At 69.2% G+C, this 19,898-nt stretch carries 17 protein-coding genes; 8 read left to right on the forward strand and 9 right to left on the reverse strand.

The genetic code is table 11. The annotated features are described in order from the left end of the window. Positions 1 to 34: 34 nt before the first annotated feature. Entirely contained in the window at positions 35 to 2,635 is a 2,601-nt protein-coding gene (locus O3I_RS40205) for a helix-turn-helix transcriptional regulator (protein WP_041563174.1), read from the reverse strand. A gap of 154 nt (positions 2,636 to 2,789) precedes the next feature. Then, a complete protein-coding gene (locus O3I_RS40210) occupies positions 2,790 to 4,079 on the reverse strand; it encodes an adenylosuccinate synthase (RefSeq protein ID WP_014988813.1) in 1,290 nt (429 codons plus the stop codon). A 261-nt stretch (positions 4,080 to 4,340) separates the two neighbouring features. On the opposite strand from O3I_RS40210, the gene O3I_RS40215 reads away from it, so the two are divergent. From O3I_RS40215 to O3I_RS40225, 3 genes are all read left to right on the forward strand, one after another. Continuing rightward, complete coding sequence (locus O3I_RS40215; RefSeq protein ID WP_014988814.1) at positions 4,341 to 5,000, forward strand: hypothetical protein; 660 nt, start codon at positions 4,341 to 4,343, stop codon at positions 4,998 to 5,000. Next, positions 4,997 to 5,779: a site-2 protease family protein gene (locus O3I_RS40220; RefSeq protein WP_014988815.1), complete on the forward strand. Its 783-nt coding sequence runs from the start codon at positions 4,997 to 4,999 to the stop codon at positions 5,777 to 5,779. Before O3I_RS40215 ends, O3I_RS40220 begins: the two co-directional genes overlap by 4 nt. 144 nt (positions 5,780 to 5,923) lie before the next feature. Further along, a complete protein-coding gene (locus O3I_RS40225; protein WP_014988816.1) occupies positions 5,924 to 6,778 on the forward strand; it encodes a glycosyltransferase in 855 nt (284 codons plus the stop codon). Positions 6,779 to 7,066: 288 nt separating this feature from the next. Here the strand turns inward: O3I_RS40225 and O3I_RS40230 are convergent, their stop codons facing one another. Further along, complete coding sequence (locus O3I_RS40230; protein WP_086006321.1) at positions 7,067 to 8,170, reverse strand: FUSC family protein; 1,104 nt, start codon at positions 8,168 to 8,170, stop codon at positions 7,067 to 7,069. Positions 8,171 to 8,222: 52 nt separating this feature from the next. Continuing rightward, on the reverse strand, positions 8,223 to 8,666 hold the full coding sequence (locus O3I_RS40235) for a DUF3151 domain-containing protein (RefSeq protein WP_014988818.1): 444 nt from the start codon (positions 8,664 to 8,666) through the stop codon (positions 8,223 to 8,225). Between the two features lie 2,174 nt (positions 8,667 to 10,840). Between O3I_RS40235 and O3I_RS40240 the strand changes: the two genes are divergently transcribed. From O3I_RS40240 to O3I_RS40250, 3 genes are all read left to right on the forward strand, one after another. After that, a complete protein-coding gene (locus tag O3I_RS40240) occupies positions 10,841 to 11,815 on the forward strand; it encodes a hypothetical protein (protein WP_237748209.1) in 975 nt (324 codons plus the stop codon). A gap of 239 nt (positions 11,816 to 12,054) precedes the next feature. Next, complete coding sequence (locus O3I_RS40245) at positions 12,055 to 13,128, forward strand: fused (3R)-hydroxyacyl-ACP dehydratase subunits HadA/HadB (RefSeq protein WP_014988821.1); 1,074 nt, start codon at positions 12,055 to 12,057, stop codon at positions 13,126 to 13,128. A 62-nt stretch (positions 13,129 to 13,190) separates the two neighbouring features. Further along, the gene (locus O3I_RS40250) at positions 13,191 to 13,496 is read left to right on the forward strand and encodes an excalibur calcium-binding domain-containing protein (RefSeq protein ID WP_237748210.1); all 306 of its coding nucleotides are present in this window, start codon (positions 13,191 to 13,193) and stop codon (positions 13,494 to 13,496) included. 6 nt (positions 13,497 to 13,502) lie between these two features. On the opposite strand, the gene O3I_RS40255 is transcribed toward O3I_RS40250, so the two are convergent. Both O3I_RS40255 and fbaA read right to left on the reverse strand, forming a co-directional pair. After that, positions 13,503 to 14,621 (reverse strand): BTAD domain-containing putative transcriptional regulator, encoded by a 1,119-nt coding sequence (locus O3I_RS40255; protein WP_014988823.1) that lies wholly within the window; start codon positions 14,619 to 14,621, stop codon positions 13,503 to 13,505. Between the two features lie 34 nt (positions 14,622 to 14,655). Next, entirely contained in the window at positions 14,656 to 15,690 is a 1,035-nt protein-coding gene (fbaA, locus tag O3I_RS40260) for a class II fructose-bisphosphate aldolase (RefSeq protein ID WP_014988824.1), read from the reverse strand. 374 nt (positions 15,691 to 16,064) lie between these two features. On the opposite strand from fbaA, the gene O3I_RS40265 reads away from it, so the two are divergent. Further along, positions 16,065 to 16,724, forward strand: a complete 660-nt coding sequence (locus tag O3I_RS40265) for a DedA family protein (RefSeq protein WP_081594367.1) — start codon at positions 16,065 to 16,067, stop codon at positions 16,722 to 16,724. Between the two features lie 52 nt (positions 16,725 to 16,776). Beyond that, entirely contained in the window at positions 16,777 to 17,427 is a 651-nt protein-coding gene (locus O3I_RS40270) for a DedA family protein (RefSeq protein ID WP_042258773.1), read from the forward strand. Between the two features lie 33 nt (positions 17,428 to 17,460). Here O3I_RS40270 and O3I_RS40275 read toward each other — a convergent pair whose 3' ends face one another. The 3 genes from O3I_RS40275 to O3I_RS40285 all read right to left on the reverse strand — a co-directional run bounded on the left by O3I_RS40275 (position 17,461) and on the right by O3I_RS40285 (position 19,855). Further along, positions 17,461 to 18,549, reverse strand: a complete 1,089-nt coding sequence (locus O3I_RS40275) for a glycoside hydrolase family 76 protein (protein ID WP_029901446.1) — start codon at positions 18,547 to 18,549, stop codon at positions 17,461 to 17,463. A 237-nt stretch (positions 18,550 to 18,786) separates the two neighbouring features. Further along, on the reverse strand, positions 18,787 to 19,473 hold the full coding sequence (locus tag O3I_RS40280) for a TrmH family RNA methyltransferase (protein ID WP_014988828.1): 687 nt from the start codon (positions 19,471 to 19,473) through the stop codon (positions 18,787 to 18,789). 43 nt (positions 19,474 to 19,516) lie between these two features. Continuing rightward, positions 19,517 to 19,855, reverse strand: coding sequence for a DUF4190 domain-containing protein (locus tag O3I_RS40285; RefSeq protein ID WP_014988829.1), 339 nt, complete (start codon positions 19,853 to 19,855; stop codon positions 19,517 to 19,519). Positions 19,856 to 19,898 lie beyond the last annotated feature (43 nt).

The raw sequence follows: 19,898 nt of genomic DNA on the forward strand, positions 1-19,898 counted from the left end.
CCGGCCATACGCACTGCCCAGCAGCGGGCTCGGCTCAGGGGGTGGATTCGCCGCGCATCAGAGCGCCGAGGGATTCGCGGTCGGTGACGTCCATCTTGATGCAGGCGCGGTAGAGGTGGCCTTCGACGGTGCGGACGGAAACGGTGAGGCGGTCGGCGATCTGGCGGTTGGACAGGCCGGCCGCGACGAGGTTCGCGATCTCGCGTTCGCGGGCGGTGAGCGGCAGCGGTTGGGCCGCCTGCCGCAGTGCGGGGGTGCTCGCCCCACCGCAGGCCGCCGCGAGCCGGTTCGCGGTGGCGGCGGACTCGAGCAGGCGACGACGATCCCCGGCGCGTTCGTGCGCCGACGCGGCCTGCGCCGAGGCGTCGGCGGCGGAGAGCAAAGCCCCGAGCCGTTCGAATTCCACTGCGGCAGCGTCCAATCCGGGTCCATCGTGCGCCGCGAGGGCGACCGCGTGCCTGGCTTGCACCTGCACCAGCTTGCCGTCCACCATGGCCGCCAGATCCGCCAATCGGCCTGCGGCGGCATGCTCTCCGAAGCGGGCCGCGGCATGCAGCGCCATGGCCTCGATGCCGTGCTGATTGGAGCGGGCGGCGGCGTCGGCCGCCCCCATGGCGAGCCGGATGGCCGGGGTGACGGTGCCTTCCGCGGCCGCGTGCCAGGCGCGGGCGACTTCGAGCTGCGGCTCGTACACGGCACTGTGCCTGCCGCCGCGGGCGGTGGCCTCGGCGATCGCCTCGGCGGCCTCGCTCGCCCGGCCGAGCGCCGAATACGCCTCGGCGAGACGGATTCTCGCCGGGAACATCCAGGCCGCCGCGCCTTCCGCGGCGAGCGCGGCCAACGCCTGTTCCAGGTTCTCGATGCCGTCCGGGAAGTGCCCCTGCGCCACGTCGACGGTGCCCTGCAAGATCTTCGACATCCCCCACGCCAGGTACTGTCCCGGTGCGGAATAGCCGAAATAGTCTGCGGCGCAACGGCGAGCGGCGTCGAGCTGTCCGGTCAACACCAGACCGAGCACCTCGGCATGGGTGGACATGAAGCGGTTGAGACCGTCGATCTCGGTCTCCACCTCGTGCCCGCGGACCGCGTACTGTTGCGCCGCATCGCCTTTGCCCATCAGCGCCAAGGCCAGGCTGCCGCCGAAGGAGGCCCACCAGACCGCCCAGGCCGGTGCGCCTTTGACGTTGATCGCCCGCTCCGCCTCCGCGATCGCGGTATCGATCCGGTTCTCGTTCACCGCGCAGGCGGAGGCGAGTCCGTCGAGCAGCGCCACGTTCTTCGGATGCTTGGCCTTGCCGCGGACCAGCGTGAGCACCTCGTCGGCGAGATCGGCATCGCCCATGGCCCACAACAGGTTCGCCACCCGGGTGCTGCCCCACCGGACCAGCTGCACCTCACTGAGCTCGTCGGGGTCGAAGCTGGCCAGCATGCGTTCGGCTTCGATCCGATGTCCCTGCCACAGCAGCGCCCGCGCGAGCAGATCGGCGGACTCGACCCCGCCGCGCCGTTCCACCGCGGCCCGGGCGAAGCGCTCGCCGAGCGGCAGGTTCGCCAAGCCGATGGCGTCGGCGGCGGCCGCCTCGAACAATTCGAGGTCGGCGGATTTGTCGCTGTCCAAAGCCAATTCGGCGAGCCGGATGCGATCGGCGGCGGAATTGATCGGCCGCTCCTTCAGCGAGGAGTACAGCCGTCCGCGCAACCGCCGCGCCGAGGCGATGCCGAGCCTGCGCCGGATCACCTCACCGAAGAGTGGATGGTTGTACCGCACGATCAGCTGGTGCGAATTCTGCACGACCCGGATCACGCCCCGGGTTTCGGCGGCCTCCACCGCTTCCTCGCCGGCCAGTTCGGACAGCACGTCGAGGTCGATCGGCTCGCAGAAGGTGAGCAGTTCCAGGACGTGCAGCACGTCGTCGGGCAGTTGCTCGACCCGATCTTCCAGCAGCGCAGCCAGTTCCGAGGTGACCGCGGCCCGGCCGCGCAGCTGCCAGACGCCGTTCACCTGACGCAGCGAACCCGCCTCGAGCGCGCCCTCGACCAAATGCCGCAGGAACAGCGCGTTTCCGCCGGAGGACTCCCACATCAGGTTGGCGGTGAAGCCTTCCAGCTGCCCGCCCAGCATCGATTCGACCAGGTCCACACTCTGACGCTGGCTGAACGGATTCAGGTCGATGCGCAGCAGGTGACCGTCTTTCCACAGCGAGGTGACCGCGTCGGGCACCTGCACCCCGCTGCGCACCGTGGCCACGATGTGCGCCGCCTTGTCGATGGCCAGCTGCAGCAGCAGGGTGGCCGACAGTTGGTCGAGCAGGTGGGCGTCGTCGACGCCGATGATGGTGTGCCCGTCCGCGAGCAAGGCTTCGCGCGCGGCGGACATGAACGTGACCGGATCGTGCGCCGTATAAACGCCGACCATGTGCGCGAACACCCCCAACGGAATGCTGCGCGCCGATTCGGTGCCCGCCACCCAGCGGATGTTGCCGCCGACCGCCGCGGTCGCCTGCCTGGCCAGCGTGGTTTTCCCGACACCGGCATCACCGGTGAGGACCGCGCCGACATGCGCCCTGCCGGTGAGGGCCGCGCGGATCGCCTCGAACTCGGTCTCGCGCTCGATCATCGGCCAGTTCCGAGCCATAGCTCTTACTGTAGTTGCCAGAGGTTCATGATCGAAGCCCTGCAGCTATTACGCTGCGTCTCACCGCGGCGGTCGCGCGGCAGTGAAGTGGACGCACCGGTCCGCCAAACCCTTTGAACGGCGGCCGTTTAGGTCACGGCGAGAGCCGCCCCGATCAGCCCAGGACGTCGTGCCGGACGATCGTCTGATCGCGACCCGGCCCGACGCCGATGCAGGAGATCCGCGCCCCGGACAGCTCCTCCAGCCGCAGCACGTACGCCTGCGCGTTGGCGGGCAGTTCCTCGAAGGTCCGCGCCCCCGAGATGTCCTCCCACCAGCCGGGCACCTCCTCGTAGATCGGCTTCGCGTGGTGGAACTCGGTCTGCGTGGTCGGCATCTGCTCGACCCGCTCGCCGTCCACGTCGTAGGCGACGCAGATCGGCACCGTCTCCAGGCTGGACAGCACATCGAGCTTGGTGAGGAAGTAGTCGGTGATGCCGTTGACCCGGGTCGCGTAGCGCGCGATCACCGCGTCGAACCAGCCGCAGCGCCGGGCGCGTCCGGTGGTCACGCCGACCTCGCCGCCGGTCTTGGCCAGGTAGGTGCCGGACTCGTCGAACAGCTCGGTCGGGAACGGGCCGGAGCCGACCCGGGTGGTGTAGCACTTGAGGATGCCGAGCACCGTGCTGATCTTGTTCGGCCCGACGCCCGCGCCGACCGCCGCGCCGCCCGAGGTCGGGTTGGACGACGTGACGTACGGGTAGGTGCCGTGATCCACGTCGAGCAGGGTGCCCTGCGAACCTTCGAGCAGCACGGTCTCGCCGCGCTCCAAGGCCACATTGAGCTTCAGCCGGGTGTCGGCGATCCGGTGCTTGAAGCTTTCGGCCTGCGCGAGCACCTCGTCGACCACCTGCTGCGGGTCGAGTGCGCGGCGGTTGTAGATCTTGACCAGCACCTGGTTCTTGAACTCCAGCGCGGCCTCGACCTTCTGGGTGAGGATCTTCTCGTCCAGCACGTCGGCGACGCGCACCCCGACGCGGGCCACCTTGTCCTGGTAGCAGGGGCCGATGCCGCGGCCGGTGGTGCCGATCTTCTTGTTGCCGAGGAAGCGTTCGGTGACCTTATCGATGGCCACGTGATACGGCATGATCAGGTGCGCGTCGGCGGAGAGCAGCAGCCCGGAGGTGTCGACCCCGCGCTCTTCCAGTCCGGCGAGTTCGTCGAGGAGCACGCCCGGGTCGATGACGACGCCGTTGCCGATGACATTCGTCACGCCGGGAGTCAGGATGCCGGAGGGGATCAGGTGCAGCGCGAAATTGTCGCCATTGGGCAGCACCACGGTGTGGCCCGCATTGTTGCCACCCTGGTATCGGACCACCCATTGCACCCGGCCACCGAGTAGATCGGTCGCTTTGCCCTTACCTTCGTCGCCCCACTGGGCGCCGATCAGGACGATTGCCGGCATGGTCGTGTCTCCTACGGTTCGACTTGCAACACCCGGGCAGATGGCAGTCGGCAGAGCCGACCGGGCGGTATTCGCCGGTGTTGCAGCTACCTGCCGTATCGAGGCGGTGGCCGGGAGCACAGTCTAGTCGACGCGTCGTCAACAGCGTGGGACCGGATCTCGTCGTAGGCTCGACAACCGTGTGGCCGATGCCGGGCAGGGCTAAGGTTGCACCCGTTGGTCCGACGACGTCGGCTCGAACCGAGGAGGGTGTACGGCAGTTTGAGTACCCACGTTCTCCGTTGCGACGGCGCACCGGTACCTATCGCCCTCGCGGCGCTGCCGACCAGTTCGACGGCCGCCATTCCCGATACCGCAGAGATCGACGAGTTGCTTCCGGTGCTCGCCGCCGATAGCCTCCCGCGGCTGATCGTGCTCGGTGACGACGCCGCGCTCGCCGCGGTGCTGACCCACCTGATGCGCACCGAACGACTGCACGTCGAGATCGGCTACGTGCCGGTGGACAAGACCTACGGTTCCCGCGCCTACCAGACCGGCACCGGCAACGCCGCCGCCAAACGGGCCATCGACGGTCGCGCGACCGAGGTGCCGCTCATCCGCGACGACACCGGCAAGGTGCTGATCGGCCGCGCCAAGATCACCGGCCCGGGCGAGGAGAAGCTCGAGGGCGAGGCCTACGTGGACGACTTCCAGCTGTTCTCCGGCAAGGTCACCGCCATGCTGATCTCGCCGACGCTGCACCAGCCCGGGGTCCGGGCCACCGTGCAGAAGGGCATGCGCAAGCGCCGCTGGGCCGAAGGTCGCGCCGCCCAGCTCGGCACCCCGGGCGCGGTGGTGACCCGGGACGGTATCCGCAGCGACCGCACGGTGCCGCGGTCCAGTTTCTACCGGCACCACGAGCCCTGGCTGCTGGTCCGATGACGTCCGCGTTCTTCGCCGAACGGCGCTCGCGCGCGGTGCGCCCGAGCCCGATCTTCCTGCTGGTCGTCGTCATCACGATCGTCGGCGGCGTGCTCGCCTGGGACGCCCCGCTGGACTCCACCCGAGCCAAGGCCGGGGTGTTCGTGCTGGTCGTGTTCGGCTGGGTGATCACGCTGTGCCTGCACGAATTCGCGCACGCATTCACGGCGTGGCGGGCCGGGGACCGCGAGGTCGAACTGCGCGGCTATCTCACGTTGAACCCGCTGAAGTACAGCCATCCGCTGCTGTCGATCGTGCTGCCGATGGTGTTCATCGCGCTGGGCGGCATCGGCCTGCCCGGCGGCGCGGTCTACGTGCACACCCACAATTTCGCCCCGCGCACCCAGCGGCTCATCAGTGGCGCGGGCCCCGCGGTGAACGCGCTGTGCGCGGTGCTGCTGCTGGTGGTCGTGCAGCTGTTCGGCAGTGCGAGTTCGCATCCCGCGCTGTGGTTCGGGTTGAGCTTCCTCGCGTTCCTGCAGATCACCGCGACCCTGCTGAACCTGATTCCGCTGCCCGGTCTGGACGGCTACGGGATTCTCGAACCGTCGCTGAGCTATCAGACCCGCCGCTCGCTCGATCAGTTCAAGCCGTTCGGCATGCTGATCCTGTTCGCGCTGCTGTTCACGCCCGCGATCAACGGTGTCTTCTTCGACGCGGTGTACGCGCTGTTCGAGGTGTCCGGCGTGCCCGCCGACTGGTCGCGCTACGGCAGCTACCTGACCCGCTTCTGGACTTAGAGCGGATTTCGATGATCGCCCCGGGCCGAATCGGGTAACCCCCGGCCAGTCGACCCGGGCGCGTACGTGCGCCCTGTACGAGCGTGATCCCGGCCCACCGGTCGGCGCGCACGCTGCCCTCAGCACACGTTGGAGCACACCAGCATGACCGACAACCCCTCGGCGACGGTGCTTTCCGTCATCATCCCGGCCCTGAACGAGGCAACCCGGATCGAGCGCACCCTCGATCGCCTGGTCCGCCAGGACGCCGTCGACGAGATCATCGTCGTCGACAACGGGAGCACCGACGACACCCGCCGCATCGTGCACGACTACGCGCGAACCCATCCCGAGGTCGCGCTCATCGAGGAGACCACGCCCGGCATCCCGGCCGCGCGCAACGCCGGATTCGACCGGGCCCGTGGCGATTTCCTGGCCAGGACCGATGCCGACACCCTGGTCGACGCGGACTGGGGCGAGGTGGTCCGCGCGCATCTGAGCGCACACCCCGACACCGCCGCGGTCACCGGGATCACCACCTATCACGACTCACCGGTCGGCTTCTTCTTGAAACTCGGCTACTACCTACAGGATCGGCGCGGCAAGCTCGGCGGCCGGGTCGGCAATCTGCACGGTCCGAACATGGCCATCCGCCGGGCGGCCTGGCTGCAGGTCGGCGCGGACACCACCACCCGCGCCGACGTGGCCGAGGACCTGGATCTCGCGCTGTGCCTGACCAAACGCGGATTTCGGATCGACCAGCTGAAGAGCATGCGGGCCGCGACCTCGGCCCGGCGCCGCCGGACCAACCCGCGGGAATGGTGGCATTTCCAGCTGACCGGCTTGCGCACCATCGCCGAGCAGGGATACCAGGTGCTGCCGCTGCATCGCGCGATCATCGTCGGCGCCTGGCTCACGCACACCGTGCAGTGGCCGATCTATCGATTCTGGGACTTCGACCGGCGCCGGTTCACGCTGCGCCCGGCACCGCCGCGGGTCTCCGCGGTCGGGGAATCCTGAACGCACACAGGGCCGCCCGGCCTGACCTCCCCTGACCGGACGGCTCTGCTCTTCGCAGCGGGCGAATCCACCCCTACCCGCCCGGCCACCACACCCATGGCCGGCGGGGTGGTTCGCTGATGTGCGAAGTGTGCGACCGCAACACCCCTCGCTTCGTTGCGGTCTCATGATCAAGGTAGGGCGCGGCCTCCGCCGGAACACGAGTAGCGCACTACCCAAAGATCATCATCGAGCCCCCGCACACCGGCGGCCGGAGCACTCGCACGCGGCGCCGGCTACGTAGCCGGCTCAGTCCTCGGGGACCACCCACGGCTTGGGGACGGTCGGGGGGAGCAGCGCCATCGCCGAGATGCGCTTCATCCCGCACACCTGCATGAGGTCGACCACGATCGAACGCACCTGCGCGAACACCACGTGCGCCGAAAGACCGGCACCCTCAACGAGTTCCGGGCGCGCCTCCTTGGCGACCGAGCGCAGCACCCGGGCGCCCTCCGCCTGATCGGGCTGTTCCCCCGGGTCGGCGAGCATCATCCGGCGCACCACATCGACTGCCTGGCCGAGCCTTTCGACCTCGTCGATCAACCGGGGATCGAGGATCTCGTCGTCCTGGACCAGCGTCAGCGAACGGCGCAACAGCACCCTGGTGTTGCGCACCGCGTTGTCGAGTGGATCGGCGGTGGCCTTGATGCGTTCGAGGCGGGCGCGAGAGTTCCAGTACAGCGGCGAGATTCGGCTGATCTCCCGGCCGCCCTCCAACGTGGCGCGCAACGCGTCGATCTGCGGTTGCGTCGCACGGACCGCGGCCAGCGCCGACCGCAGCTTGTCCGGGTCCTGCGCCAGCAGGCCGTCGCCGCACTCGGTGAGCGACTTGCCCATCACGCCAAGGATTTCCGCGGCCTGCTCGCGGGCGCGCCGCACCGGATGCAGCGGAATCGACGCCACCACAACCACGCCCACCAGACCGCCGACCAGCGCGTCGATCATCCGGGAGAAGCCGCCGCCCGCCGACGGCGGCAGCAGGGTGGCGACCAGCACCGCAGAACCCGCGGCCTGCATGGTGATGATCGAGCCGCCGTCCAGAAACACCGCCGCCGCCATGGCGACCGCGACCACCAGCGCGATCTGCCACACGCCGGTCCCGGCGTTGGTGATGAACAGGTCGCCGATGCCGATGCCGACCGCGACGCCGACCACCAGCTCCACCGAACGCCGCAACCGGGCGCCGAACGAGATGCCGATCGAGACCACGGCCGCCGTCGGCGCGAAGAACGGCTGCGGGTGGCCGACGATCTCCCGCGCGATGAACCAGGCCAGGGCCGCGCCGACGGCGCACTGCACGATCGGCAGCGCGGACAGGCGCAGCCGGGCCCAGGAAGCGCGCAGCCGGTCCATCGTGCTCGTACGCGCGACATCCACGCGCGGTTTGAAGTCGAGCAGGGACAATTCAGTCCAGGCCCAGCTCAGCCGCCGCGCGGGGATCGCAATCTTCGAGCAGGTCCAGGCAGCGCGCGTACTCCTCGGTCTCACCGACCACCTTGGCCGCGCGGGCCAGCGCGCCGACGCTGCGCAGGAAGCCGCGGTTGGGCTCGTGGCTCCACGGCACCGGGCCGAAACCCTTCCAGCCATTACGCCGCAACAGGTCGAGGCCGCGGTGGTAGCCGGTGCGGGCGAACGCGTAGGCGGCGACGATGTCGTGATTGATCGGCTCGTCCTGGGCTTCACCCCTGGTGAGCGCGGCCTCGGCCAGATAGGCCCAGGCGATCGAGGCCGCCGGATGGTCGGCGGCGACACGCACCGGATCGGTGCCTTCGAGCAACGCGTCTTCCGCGTCGGAGATTTCGGGGAGGAGTACCGGTTGCGGGCCTAGCAGATCACCGAACGAGGTCATGCGGTTCATTGTGCACCGACGCGATATTCGCCGGTGACGCGTACCGCCGCATTCCCTGCCGCCGTGCGGGGTCTGAAGTCGGACTTCGCCGGACCCTGGCCGTTAAGCTGGCCGTCGAGTTCAAGATGTTCCGCCTGACCGAGGGGTAGTGCGTGTCCGACCCGAACGACAACAAGAACCCGGCGCGGGAGAGCGCCGACCCGGCAACCCCGGCCGGACCCGACGCACGCCCCGGCGCCGACACGGCGAGCAACCCGAGCGCGAACAGCGGAGACCGCCCGGCCGACGCCGGCGCGACCCGCCCGATCCCCGCCGCGGGTGACGGCGGCACCGAACAGGGCGCGCCCACGCCGAATGCCCAAGGCACCGGTTCGGCGTCGCGTGGCACGCAAAACCCCGGCACTGCGCCGGGCGCGACCCCGACCTCCGGTACTCCGGGCGCTGCGACACCGCGCCCCGGCACGCAGGACCCCGCCGCGTCGAGCAGTGCGGCCACCAGCGCAGCCCGGCCGGGCGCGGGCACCCCCGCCACAGGTCGGCCCGGTTCGGGCGCGCCGACGATCAGCACGCCCGGGCAGTCCGCGCCGAGCGGGTCGACGACTCCCGCCACGGCACAGTCCGCCACTACGGACAAATCCGGTCACGGCAGCGGGTCGGCAAGTCAAGGTGGGCAAAGCGGCTCGGGCACCGCCGACCCCACCGTGCCGGGTACGCCGAAAGCCGCAGGAAACCAACAGAGCAGCGCACCGAACAGCGGCACCGCCGAAACCGAGGTGATCGCACGGCAGGACAGGCCCGCAGCAGCACCGGGCGCGGCCGCCGCGACGGGACAGCCGGGCAGCCCAGCGGGAACACCAGACGCACCCAAGGCTGCCGAGGCCGAAACGGTCGCGATGAAACGCGCAGATCAGCCGAGCACGGCCGCCGACCAGCCCGGATCAGTCGCGAACACCGCACCAGCACAGACGGGACCGGCAGGTTCGCAGCGGCCTGGCCAGGGTGCGGGTACCGACAGCGCATCGACACTGCCTGGCGGCACGAAAGATGCTGCAGCACAGTCTGATCCGGCCCACCCAGGCGCGGGCTCCGGTGCAGCAGCTGCGAGCGCACAGGCCGGTGCCGCCAGTGCCCCGGTAGGCACATCTGGTAGCCCGGCAGGTGCACCCGGAACCGGACGGCCCGCCGGAGCCGACGCCGCGCCCGCGTCGTCCGGTGACACGAAAGGCGCTGCGGCCCAGGCCGCGTCGGCGCGGAGCGGGCAGCCCGGCGACGCGAAAGGTCCGGCAGCGCAGGCGAGTACCTCGGGAGCAGCTGCGCAACCTGGCGGCCCCGCAGGCACCGCAGGCGCGGCAGGCACCACAGGCGCGGCAGGCACCACAGGCACGGCAGGCACCACAGGCGCGGCAGCGGCGGAGCCCACAGTTCCTGGCGCACCGATCCAAACCGGGCGGCAGGGTGATGCCAAAGGTGCGGTAGCGCAGGCCGGTGCTGCGGCAGCGGCTACGCAGCCGGGCGTCCGGCAGGCGGCGCCGGGGCAGTCGAGTGCGGAGGCGGCGGGAAGCGCCGCGGCGGAAACCGAGGAGATTCGCAGGGGGGATCAAGAGGGGGCGCAGCAGAAGCGCAGTCCCTGGTTCGGTGGCGGGACAGCGGCGCAGGGTGAGGCAAAAGCCACTCCGGCGCAGGGCACTTCAGCGACGCAGGGCGGGGAAGAAGCCGCCCAGGCGCAAAGCACTCCGACGGGGCAAGGTGGCGCAAAACCTGCGCCGGCGCAAGGCACTCTGTCGACGCAGGGCGGTGCCGCTGCGACTCCGGCGGCGCCGGGTGGCGGACAAGCTACTCCTACGCAAGGTGCTCCGACGGGGCAGGGCGGAGCCGCTGCGACGCAAGGCACGTCGGCAACGCAGGGCGGGGCAGCGGCCGCCCCGGCGCAAGGTGCTCCGACGGGGCAGGGCGGAGCCACTCCGGCGCAAGGCACTCCGGCGACGCAGGGCGGGGCAAAAGCCGCTCCGGCGCAAGGCACTCCCGCAACGCCGGGCGGGGCAAAAGCCGCTCCGGCGCAAGGCGGTCCGGCGGGGCAGGGTGGGGCGCCGGCTGCTTCGGCGCAGGGTGTTCCGGGAGCGGGCGCTCCGGAGCCGTCTGCGGGTTCGGATGATGCGCCGACGACGGTGATGCGGGTGCAGCAGCCTGTGCCTCCTGCGGACGCGGGGGCGGGGGCGGAGGACGAGACCGTCAGGATGCAGACGGCGTCGACGGCGAAGGATGGGGGCCAGAATCCGCCTGCGTCCGAGGACGTGACGGTCGCCATGCCGGTGATCAAACCGGATGACGCGAAAACCGTTGCGCTGCCGGTCCAGCGGCCTGACGCACCGAAGCAGGCGGGCACCGATCGGGTGGCGCCGGGCCCCGGGCGCGTTCCGATCAGCAAACCGCCGAGCACCCCGCGTCCGGCGGCCGGGCCGAAACAGCCGGGCCCGCAAGGACCTTCGGCACCGCCGCAGAGCGGTCCGGCACCGATCGAGGATGCCCGGCCTGCTCCCCCGCAGCAGCGTCCGGGTTCGGCCCCGTCGCCCGCGGATATCCAGCCGACGTTGCCCGCGCAATCGCTGGCCGGTCCGCGTCCACCGCAACCGCGGCCGATCGCGCAACCGCAGCGGATCACGCCCGCCGGGCAGGCACCCGCCGCCCCGGAGTCCACCCCGCAGGCGGGCCGCTCCAAGCGCTGGCTGCTGGCGGTGGCGGGTGCCGCCGTGCTGGTGGTGGTGCTGATCGGCGTGGCCGTGGTGTTGATCACGGGTTCGGGCGGTAATTCGGCGGAGGAGAAGGTGCGCGCCGCGATCACCGATTACACGCAGGCGCTGAAAAAGGGTGATCTGAACGCACTGCGCAGCACCACGTGTGGCCCACTGCACGACTTTTACCAGGGCATTCCCGCCGATCAGTTCGCCGGCGTGCATCAGTTGTCGATGGATCGGCGCAATATCCCGGTGATCGACGGCATCGACGCCATCCGGATCACCGACAAGACGGCGATCGCCCAGGCGACCGTCTATACGGAGGCGGATCCGGCCAAACGCTCGGCCCGCACGTTCGATCTGCAGGACACCGACGGCGGCTGGAAGGTCTGCGATCCGCCGACGAGCCCGCAGTAGCGGCGACTCGGAATCGTCGTCGACTCCGTTCGGCGTCTCGGTTGTTCCTCACAGGAGCAATCGAGACGCCGAAATCTTTTATAGCTATATCGAATTACTGTCCGGATGTGACGCACACCTCGGACCCGCGGCGCAAATGAAGAACCGGCAAACTCGATAGCAATTCCATATCGATCGACGGTAGCGCTGCTCACACACAGCTGGTCACGGGTCCGGTTCATTAGTAGCGTGTCCGCATCATGGTCAGGGAACAAACGCTTTCGCTAGAAACCGATGGCACGCAGCAGACGGCAACACTGTCCGGACAGCGGTTCCGGGTACGCGATCACTACGAGGTCGGCCGGGAAAAGATCCGCGAATTCGCGCGGGCGGTGCAGAACCACCACGGCGCACATCAGCAGGAATCCGATGCGCTGCGACTGGGTCACGAGAACGTCATCGCGCCACCGACTTTCGCCTCGGTGATCGGTTCGGCCGGCACTCGTTCCCTGCTCGAATCGGTGCTCACCGAATACGACCTGTCCCAGATCCTGCAGACCGATCAGGTTTTCCAGGCCTATCGGCCGATCCAGGCGGGCGACCGGCTGAGCAGCGAGATCCTGATCGAATCCATCCGCCAGTTCGGCGACAACGATTTCGTCGTGGTGCGTTCGGCCCTGGTCAACCAGCACGGCGAGCTGGCCTTGATCGGGTCCACCACGATCGTGGCCCGCCGCGGCGTCGACGTGGATCCGAGCGTGGCCGACGTGGTGGACAACATCATGATGCACGGTCAGGTCGTCGAATTCCCCAGCGCGGGAGGCGCATCGGCCGAAGGCTCGGCGCTGATCCCGCTCGGCACGGGCGCGCTGCCCGGCCCCGCGCCCGATCGGGTGCCCGCGCCGGTGCACACGCTGCCCGAGTTCGACCGGCTCTCGGTCGGCGATCAGCTCGAGCCCGGGATCTTCCGGCTGACCCGCGGCGACCTGGCCAACTACGCGGGAGTGTCCGGCGACGCCAACCCCATCCATTTCAGCGATCACGCCGCCGAGCTGGTGGGCCTGCCCACCGTCGTCGCGCACGGCATGCTGACGATGGGTTTGGCGAGCGGCTACCTGACCGCCTGGCTCGGCGACCCCACGGCCATCGAGAAATTCAGCGTGCGGTTCGCCGGCTTCGTCCCGGTCGCCCCGAACGCGGCGAGCACGGTCGAGTTCACCGGCCGGATCAAAGCACTCGACCCGCGCACCCGCACCGCCACGATCGTGCTCGGCGGCACCTCGGAGGAGCGAAAGCTCTTCGGGCGCGCGATCGCCGAGGTCCGTTTCAGTTAGAGCCCACGCGGTCTGAAAAATTCGCACCCCACAACTACGCGATTTCGGCGCAGGATGGAGGCGTGAGAAATTCAGTAGTACGCCGCGTGGCTCCCGCGCTCGGCGCCGCGTGTCTGATGGTCGGCGCACTCACGCTGGTGCCGCCGACCGCCGCCGCCGCGACCGCGCCCACCATCGCCAGTGCCGCCCGGCCGGATTCGCTGCCCAAGGACGATCCGGAAGACGCCGGCAAGGACAAGAAGAAGCGCCGGATCTACACCAACTGCGACCAGGTCCGGGCCGAAGGCGCGGGCCCGCTGTACCGCGGGGAACGCGGCTACAACGCCTACCTCGATCAGGACAACGACGGCATCGCCTGCAACGAGTAGCCGGTGCTATTGCGCGGCTTGAAAAGTCAGCATGGTCGCGCCGATCCGGATCTGATCGCCGTCGGCCAGCAGCGCGCCGTTCTCGATCGGATCGTCGTTGACGTAGACGCCGTTGGCCGAATGCAGGTCCTTGATCAGCAGCCCGGCCCGGCTCGGCATGATGTGCGCGTGATACCTGCTGGCCTTGGGGTCGTCGAGGACCAGGTCGTTGTCGGTCATCCGGCCGATCCGCAAGCCGCCCTGGGCAATCGAGACCACCCGGCCGTCGGGCAGCCGTAACTGCCCGCTGCGCACCGCGCGCGGCGCCTCGGTGACCGTCTCGGTCATCGCCGCGGCCATCCGCTCGGCCTGCCGCAACTCGACGGTGCTCAGCGGCTCCTGCCGTAGCACCCGCTGTTCCAGCTCGGTCAGCGCGGGGCCGGGGTCGATGCCGAGCTCGTCGGCAAGGACGGTCCGCACCCGGCGGCACGCGTCCAGTGCGTCGGCTTGCCGACCGGACAGGTACAGCGCGGTGATCAGCTGACCCCACAGCGGCTCGCGCAGCGGATGCTCGGTGGTCATCGCGACCAGCTCACCGATCACCGATGACGCACGCCCGAGGGCGATTTCGGCGTCGATCCGCGCGGAAGCGACCGCCAGCCGCTCCTCCTCCATCGCGGTGGCGAAGCCGTCGGCGAATTGCAGCCCGGTGAGATCGGCCAGCGCGCGGCCGCTCCACTCACGCTGCGCGGCGCCGAACAGCTGCGCGGCGCCGGCGTGATCGCCGAGCGCGGCCGCGCGGCTGCCCGCCTCCCGTGCCGTCTCGAAACGGCCGAGATCGCATGCGGTCTCGGCCACTTCGAGCCGATAGCCCGAGGATTCCGTGCGCAACACCTGCGCCGGGTCCACACCCGAATTACGCAGGGCTTTACGAATATTCGAGACGAATACCTGCAGGCTCGCCGCGTACGAATCGGGTGGATCCTCGTTCCACACCATGTCGGCCAGCGCGGCCGAAGAGACCGCGCGCCGTCGATTCACAGTGAGCGCGGCGAGCAACGCCCGCGGCTTGGGCCCGCCGACCGCCACCGGCTCACCGCCGACGAGCAACCGGACGGGCCCGAGCACGCGCACATCCAGACACATGAGCTGTCGAGCCCCCGGTGGGTTGATGATCGGGTCAGGCGCTGATCGACCTTCCCGCGGACTTCAGATCATTGCATGCCTCGGTGACACGCGCTGCCATCGAGGTTTCCGCGTTCTTCAGGTAGCTGCGCGGGTCGTACACCTTCTTGTTGCCGACCTCGCCGTCGATCTTCAGCACACCGTCGTAGTTGCTGAACATGTGGCCGGTGACCGGACGGGTGAACGCGTACTGGGTGTCGGTGTCGACGTTCATCTTCACCACGCCGTAGCGCAGCGAATCCTCGATCTCGGACTTCAGCGAGCCGGAGCCGCCGTGGAAGACGAAATCGAACGGCTGCGCGTCCTTGCCGAGCGCGAGCTTGGCCGCGGCGACCCGCTGACCCTCGGCCAGCACCTCGGGCTTGAGCACCACGTTGCCCGGCTTGTACACGCCGTGCACGTTGCCGAAGGTCGCGGCGAGCAGGTACTTGCCGTTCTCGCCCGCGCCGAGCGCGTCGATGGTCTTCTCGAAGTCCTCGGGCGAGGTGTAGAGCTTGTCGTTGATCTCGGCCTCGACGCCGTCCTCTTCACCGCCGACGACGCCGATCTCGACCTCGAGGATGATATTGGCCTGGGCACAGGCCTTGAGCAGCTCCTTGGCGATTTCCAGGTTCTCGTCGATCGGGATCGCGGAGCCGTCCCACATGTGCGACTGGAACAGCGGGTGCTGCCCGTTCTTCACCCGTTCCTGGGAGATCGCGATGAGCGGCCGGACGAACCCGTCCAGCTTGTCCTTCGGGCAGTGGTCGGTGTGCAGCGCGATGGTGACGTCGTACTTCGCGGCAACCACGTGCGCGAACTCGGCCAGCGCGACCGCACCGGTCACCATGTCCTTCACACCCTGGCCGGAGCCGAATTCCGCACCGCCGGTGGAGAACTGGATGATGCCGTCGCTGCCCGCGTCGGCGAAGCCCTTGATGGCCGCGTTGATCGTCTCCGACGACGTGCAGTTGATGGCCGGGAAGGCGAAGGAGTGCGCTTTGGCCCGACCGAGCATCTCGGCGTAGACCTCCGGAGTCGCGATGGGCACAGTAAGACCTCCGTGTTGTTGCGGCAAAGACCTATTTTGTCAGCCACCACCCTAGGACAGCGGGGTTTCGCCTGGTATCCAGGGAGGCAGACGAAGATCCCGCGGGCCGTCGCCACCGCGTACCGCCGCCGGACCCACAGGTGGCCGTGCCGTGGTCACCGCGGAACCATCAGGTGACCAGCCGGTAGTTTCGCGCACAGCACGGGCATTCTCAGCCGAACCCGGTACTGTGGTGCCGGTAATTGCGCTGGCGGCTCCCGATGCGAGGGTGAGCGATCAGGCCGGCCGTACCCAGAACAGGAGACCGCGTGATTCTGCTGGCAGCGACAGAATCGGTGACGAGCAACATCGCATTGACCCAGTTGCTCGACCCGATGCACCTGCTCACGGAGACGTGGCTGAAGAACGCGGTGCTTCCCGCCATTCTGGCGATCGTCTTCATCGAGACCGGCCTGCTCTTCCCGATCCTGCCCGGCGATTCGCTGCTGTTCACCGGCGGCCTGCTGGCCGCGCAGTCGAATCCGCCGGTCTCGATCTGGTGGCTGCTGCCGCTGGTGACCCTCGTCGCCTTCGCCGGCGACCAGTCCGGGTACTGGATCGGCCGCGGCATCGGACCCGCGCTGTTCCACAAGGAGGACACCCGGTTCTTCAAGAAGCACTACGTCACCGAGACGCACGAGTTCTTCGAGAAGCACGGGCCCAAGACCATCATCCTGGCCAGGTTCGTGCCGATCGTGCGCACGTTCATGCCGGTGCTGGCCGGTGTGTCCAAGATGGATTACCGCAAGTTCGTCGCCTTCGACATCGTCGGCGCGATCCTGTGGGGCGGCGGCGTGACGGTGTGCGGCTACTTCCTCGGCAACATCGCCTTCATCCGCGACCACGTCGAGGCCATCTTCCTGCTCATCGTGTTCGTCTCGATCCTGCCCGGCGTCTTCGCGGTGGCGAAGCGGCTGCTCAATCGTGGCGGCGGGGCGCCGGTGGCCGCTCCCGAAGCCGAGCTGACCGTTTCGACGAGCGAGCCGACCCGCTGAGCGCGTGTTCGTGGCGTCCTCGCCCCTAGCAGTGGGCAATTTCGATCCGCTGATGTCAGCGGGCCCAGCGCTCGTCTGGACGGTGGTACTGACCTTCGTCTTCCTCGAATGCGCGGTGATTCTCGGGCTGTTCCTGCCCGGCGACTCCATGCTGATCACGGCCGGCGTGGTGATGGCCTCGCACGCCTCCGGCGAGACCCAGGTGTGGGCGCTGTCGGTCGGCACGATGCTCGCGGCCATCGCGGGCAATCAGGTCGGTTACGTCATCGGCCAGCGCACCGGGCACCACCTGGTGGCCCGCAAGAACGGGCGCTACATCAACACCAGGAATCTGCAGCGGGTCACCGAACTGCTGCAGCGGCACGGCTTCGTCGCGGTGCTCGTCGCTCGCTGGATTCCGTGGGTGCGCACGCTGTGCCCGACGGTCGCGGGCGCGGCCGGGATGGATCATCGCAAGTTCACCATCGCGAGCACGATCGGCGCGATCATCTGGGCGCCGGTGCTGCTGCTGATCGGCTACTACGCGGGCAGCTTCCTCGATCGGGTGCCGTGGTTGATGCCGATCGTGATCGGCACGCTGGTGCTCGGCCTGATCGTGGGCACCGCGCTCGGCATTCGGCACTATCGGCAGGAAATGGCCAAGCCCGCCGAGGATTTCGACTTCGAGACCGTGCCGATCCGGGTCGTCGAAGCCGAGAGCTGACGTACCCGGCCGCCACGAACAGCGGCGGCCGGTCTACAGACCGGCCGCGCTGACCTGGTAGGCGGCCTCCATCAACATCCAGCCCGAAAGCTGCACGGACAGATCGCGTTCGGGCACCCGGGACGCGGTGACCGAACCGCCCGGGGTGAAGTGACCGGCCCCGGCGGTACCGCCGGGCAGCGTCGCCGGCCGGCTCCAATCGTGGCCGAACAGCGGCTCGCCCTCGACCTGGAGCCGGTTCGCCCACGCCGCCGTCGCGGAGGCCCGCACGATCGCCGCCGCGGCCCGCCGGTCGGCCGCCCGCGCCTCGTCCTCGCCGGGCAGCATCAGCGCGACCAGCGCGAGATAGCGGGCCAGGATCCCGTTGAACAGACCGCCGTCACCGCCACCGCCGCCGTTGATCACGCCGCGGGTCGTCATGTGCTCCTCGACCGCGCCGAGCAGCCGATGCACGCGCTCGATATGCCGCGCCTCGCCGGTGTGCACGGCGAGCTCGGTTTCCACGCCGAGCACCACGCCCTGGCAGTAGGTGAACACCGGACGTTCGATCTCGCCGGCGGGCAGATGGATGCCGTCGAGGATCAGCCCGGATTCCGGATCGCGCAGCGTCTCGTCCAGCCAGTCGGCCATCTCCTGGGCGCGCAGCTGCCGCCCGAGCCGCAGCAGCGCGATCGCGGCCGGGCCGTTGGCGGGCGCGTTGTAGTAGTCCGAGCCGATCCGCCACGGCAGACCGCCGCCGACCTCCGGATTCCAGCCCTCGTACAGCGGCTTCTCCAGCGCGAGCAGCCCGCTGCGCGCCTCGGTGACGCCCGCGATCCGTTCCGCGCGTTCCAGGGCGATGGCCAGCCAGGCCATGTCGTCGTAGTACCGGTTGGTCCAGCCGGTGAGATTGCGGATCCGGTGCGAGCGCGCGATCGCGGCAATCCGCTTGCGGCGCACCGGGGTCGGCGTGCGGTTCGCGGCGTCCACCGCGCAGTCGATCAGATGCGCCTGCCACCAGTAGTGCCAGGACCCGAACGCGCGTTCACGCTTGGTCGCGGGCCAGCCGACCACGCCCAATTGCGTGCCGGGTAGCGCCCACAGCGCGCGCAGATGCCGGGAGATGATCGCGGATTCGGCCATATCGGCGCGCTCGGACCAGACCGCGGCGGTCGCGACCGCATCCCGGTTCGCCCGCGAGCGCTCACCCAGCGACCGTGCTGTCGCATGCTGCGGGTCCTCGGCCTTCCGCGTGGTCATGCGTCAATGGTGCCAGTTTGGAACGCTTTTACGCGCCCGATTTGTTACAAAGACGATGCTCGAATGACACAGCGCGCGAAATATCCGCCGAATTCTCAGGTCTGGGCTATATGCCACGACTCACCACGCGTCGGCGAGATCGGCATGCCGCCGGATCCACGCGTGCATGGCGATCCCCGCGGCCACGCCCGCGTTGATGCTGCGCGTCGACCCGAACTGGGCGATCGAAACGGTCATGGCCGCGGCCGCTTTCGCGTCGGCCGTGACGCCGGGGCCCTCCTGACCGAACAGCAGCAGGCAGTCCCGGGGCAGTTCGGCCGTCTCCAACGGGATCGACCCGGGGACGTTATCCACGGCCACCACGGTCAGCCCGGTGCGGGCCGCGTACGCCAGCAGCTCGGCCACCGACTCGTGGTGCTCGATGTGCTGGTAGCGGTCGGTGACCATGGCGCCGCGCCGATTCCAGCGTTTGCGCCCGACGATGTGCACCGCCGCGGCCGCGAAGGCATTGGCCGTGCGCACCACCGTGCCGATATTCGCGTCGTGCCCGAAGTTCTCGATCGCCACGTGGAACGGATGCCTGCGCCGGTCGATATCGGCGACGATCGCCTCGCGCGACCAGTAGCGGTAGGCGTCGACCACGTTGCGGCGATCACCCGCCGCCAGCAACTCGGCGTCGAACCGGGGGTCCTCCGGCGGCGGCTCGGCGTGCTCGTCGGACCACGGCCCGACACCGTGCGGGTGCTCGCCCCATTCGGTGGGCCCCGGTGGGTCCTGCTCCGCCGCGTCCGGCACTGCGTGATTCACTCCGCCGATGCTAATTCCGGGCCCGACCCGCGAAACGCCCGGCTCAGTAGCTGGTGCTCGACCCCGCCCAGACGCCGAGCAGGCCCAGCACCACGAACAGCACGACGAACAGGATGCCGAGAATGATCAGCACCGAGGAGATGATGCCGCAGACATAGCCGACCATGACGTTGGACCGGCCGCCCATCGCGCCGCCGGAGGCATCGATCTCGTTGAGCGCCCGCTTGCCCATCACCCAGGCCACCGGGCCGAGGATCTGGCAGAAGACCAGACCGAGAATGCCGAGGATCAGGATCGTGGTGGCCTGCGGGTGATCCGGCGGCGGACCGTAGGCCCCGTAGGCTGGATAGCCGTATGGCGGCTGCTGCGGCGGGTAGCTCATCAGCAGGATGGTAGTGGGTGTAGCTGGCTACACCACACATCCG

The organism is Nocardia brasiliensis ATCC 700358 (assembly GCF_000250675.2).
In the GTDB taxonomy this organism is placed as follows: domain Bacteria; phylum Actinomycetota; class Actinomycetes; order Mycobacteriales; family Mycobacteriaceae; genus Nocardia; species Nocardia brasiliensis_B.

What these genes read in the sequence shown, in the direction of transcription:
- O3I_RS40205 (WP_041563174.1), bottom strand. Translation starts at nt 2,635, where the DNA reads ATGGCTCGGAACTGGCCGATGATCGAGCGCGAGACCGAGTTCGAGGCG.
- O3I_RS40210 (WP_014988813.1), bottom strand. Translation starts at nt 4,079, where the DNA reads ATGCCGGCAATCGTCCTGATCGGCGCCCAGTGGGGCGACGAAGGTAAG.
- O3I_RS40220 (WP_014988815.1), top strand. Translation starts at nt 4,997, where the DNA reads ATGACGTCCGCGTTCTTCGCCGAACGGCGCTCGCGCGCGGTGCGCCCG.
- O3I_RS40225 (WP_014988816.1), top strand. Translation starts at nt 5,924, where the DNA reads ATGACCGACAACCCCTCGGCGACGGTGCTTTCCGTCATCATCCCGGCC.
- O3I_RS40230 (WP_086006321.1), bottom strand. Translation starts at nt 8,170, where the DNA reads ATGGACCGGCTGCGCGCTTCCTGGGCCCGGCTGCGCCTGTCCGCGCTG.
- O3I_RS40235 (WP_014988818.1), bottom strand. Translation starts at nt 8,666, where the DNA reads ATGACCTCGTTCGGTGATCTGCTAGGCCCGCAACCGGTACTCCTCCCC.
- O3I_RS40245 (WP_014988821.1), top strand. Translation starts at nt 12,055, where the DNA reads ATGGTCAGGGAACAAACGCTTTCGCTAGAAACCGATGGCACGCAGCAG.
- O3I_RS40255 (WP_014988823.1), bottom strand. Translation starts at nt 14,621, where the DNA reads ATGTGTCTGGATGTGCGCGTGCTCGGGCCCGTCCGGTTGCTCGTCGGC.
- O3I_RS40265 (WP_081594367.1), top strand. Translation starts at nt 16,065, where the DNA reads ATGCACCTGCTCACGGAGACGTGGCTGAAGAACGCGGTGCTTCCCGCC.
- O3I_RS40270 (WP_042258773.1), top strand. Translation starts at nt 16,777, where the DNA reads ATGTCAGCGGGCCCAGCGCTCGTCTGGACGGTGGTACTGACCTTCGTC.
- O3I_RS40275 (WP_029901446.1), bottom strand. Translation starts at nt 18,549, where the DNA reads ATGGCCGAATCCGCGATCATCTCCCGGCATCTGCGCGCGCTGTGGGCG.
- O3I_RS40285 (WP_014988829.1), bottom strand. Translation starts at nt 19,855, where the DNA reads ATGAGCTACCCGCCGCAGCAGCCGCCATACGGCTATCCAGCCTACGGG.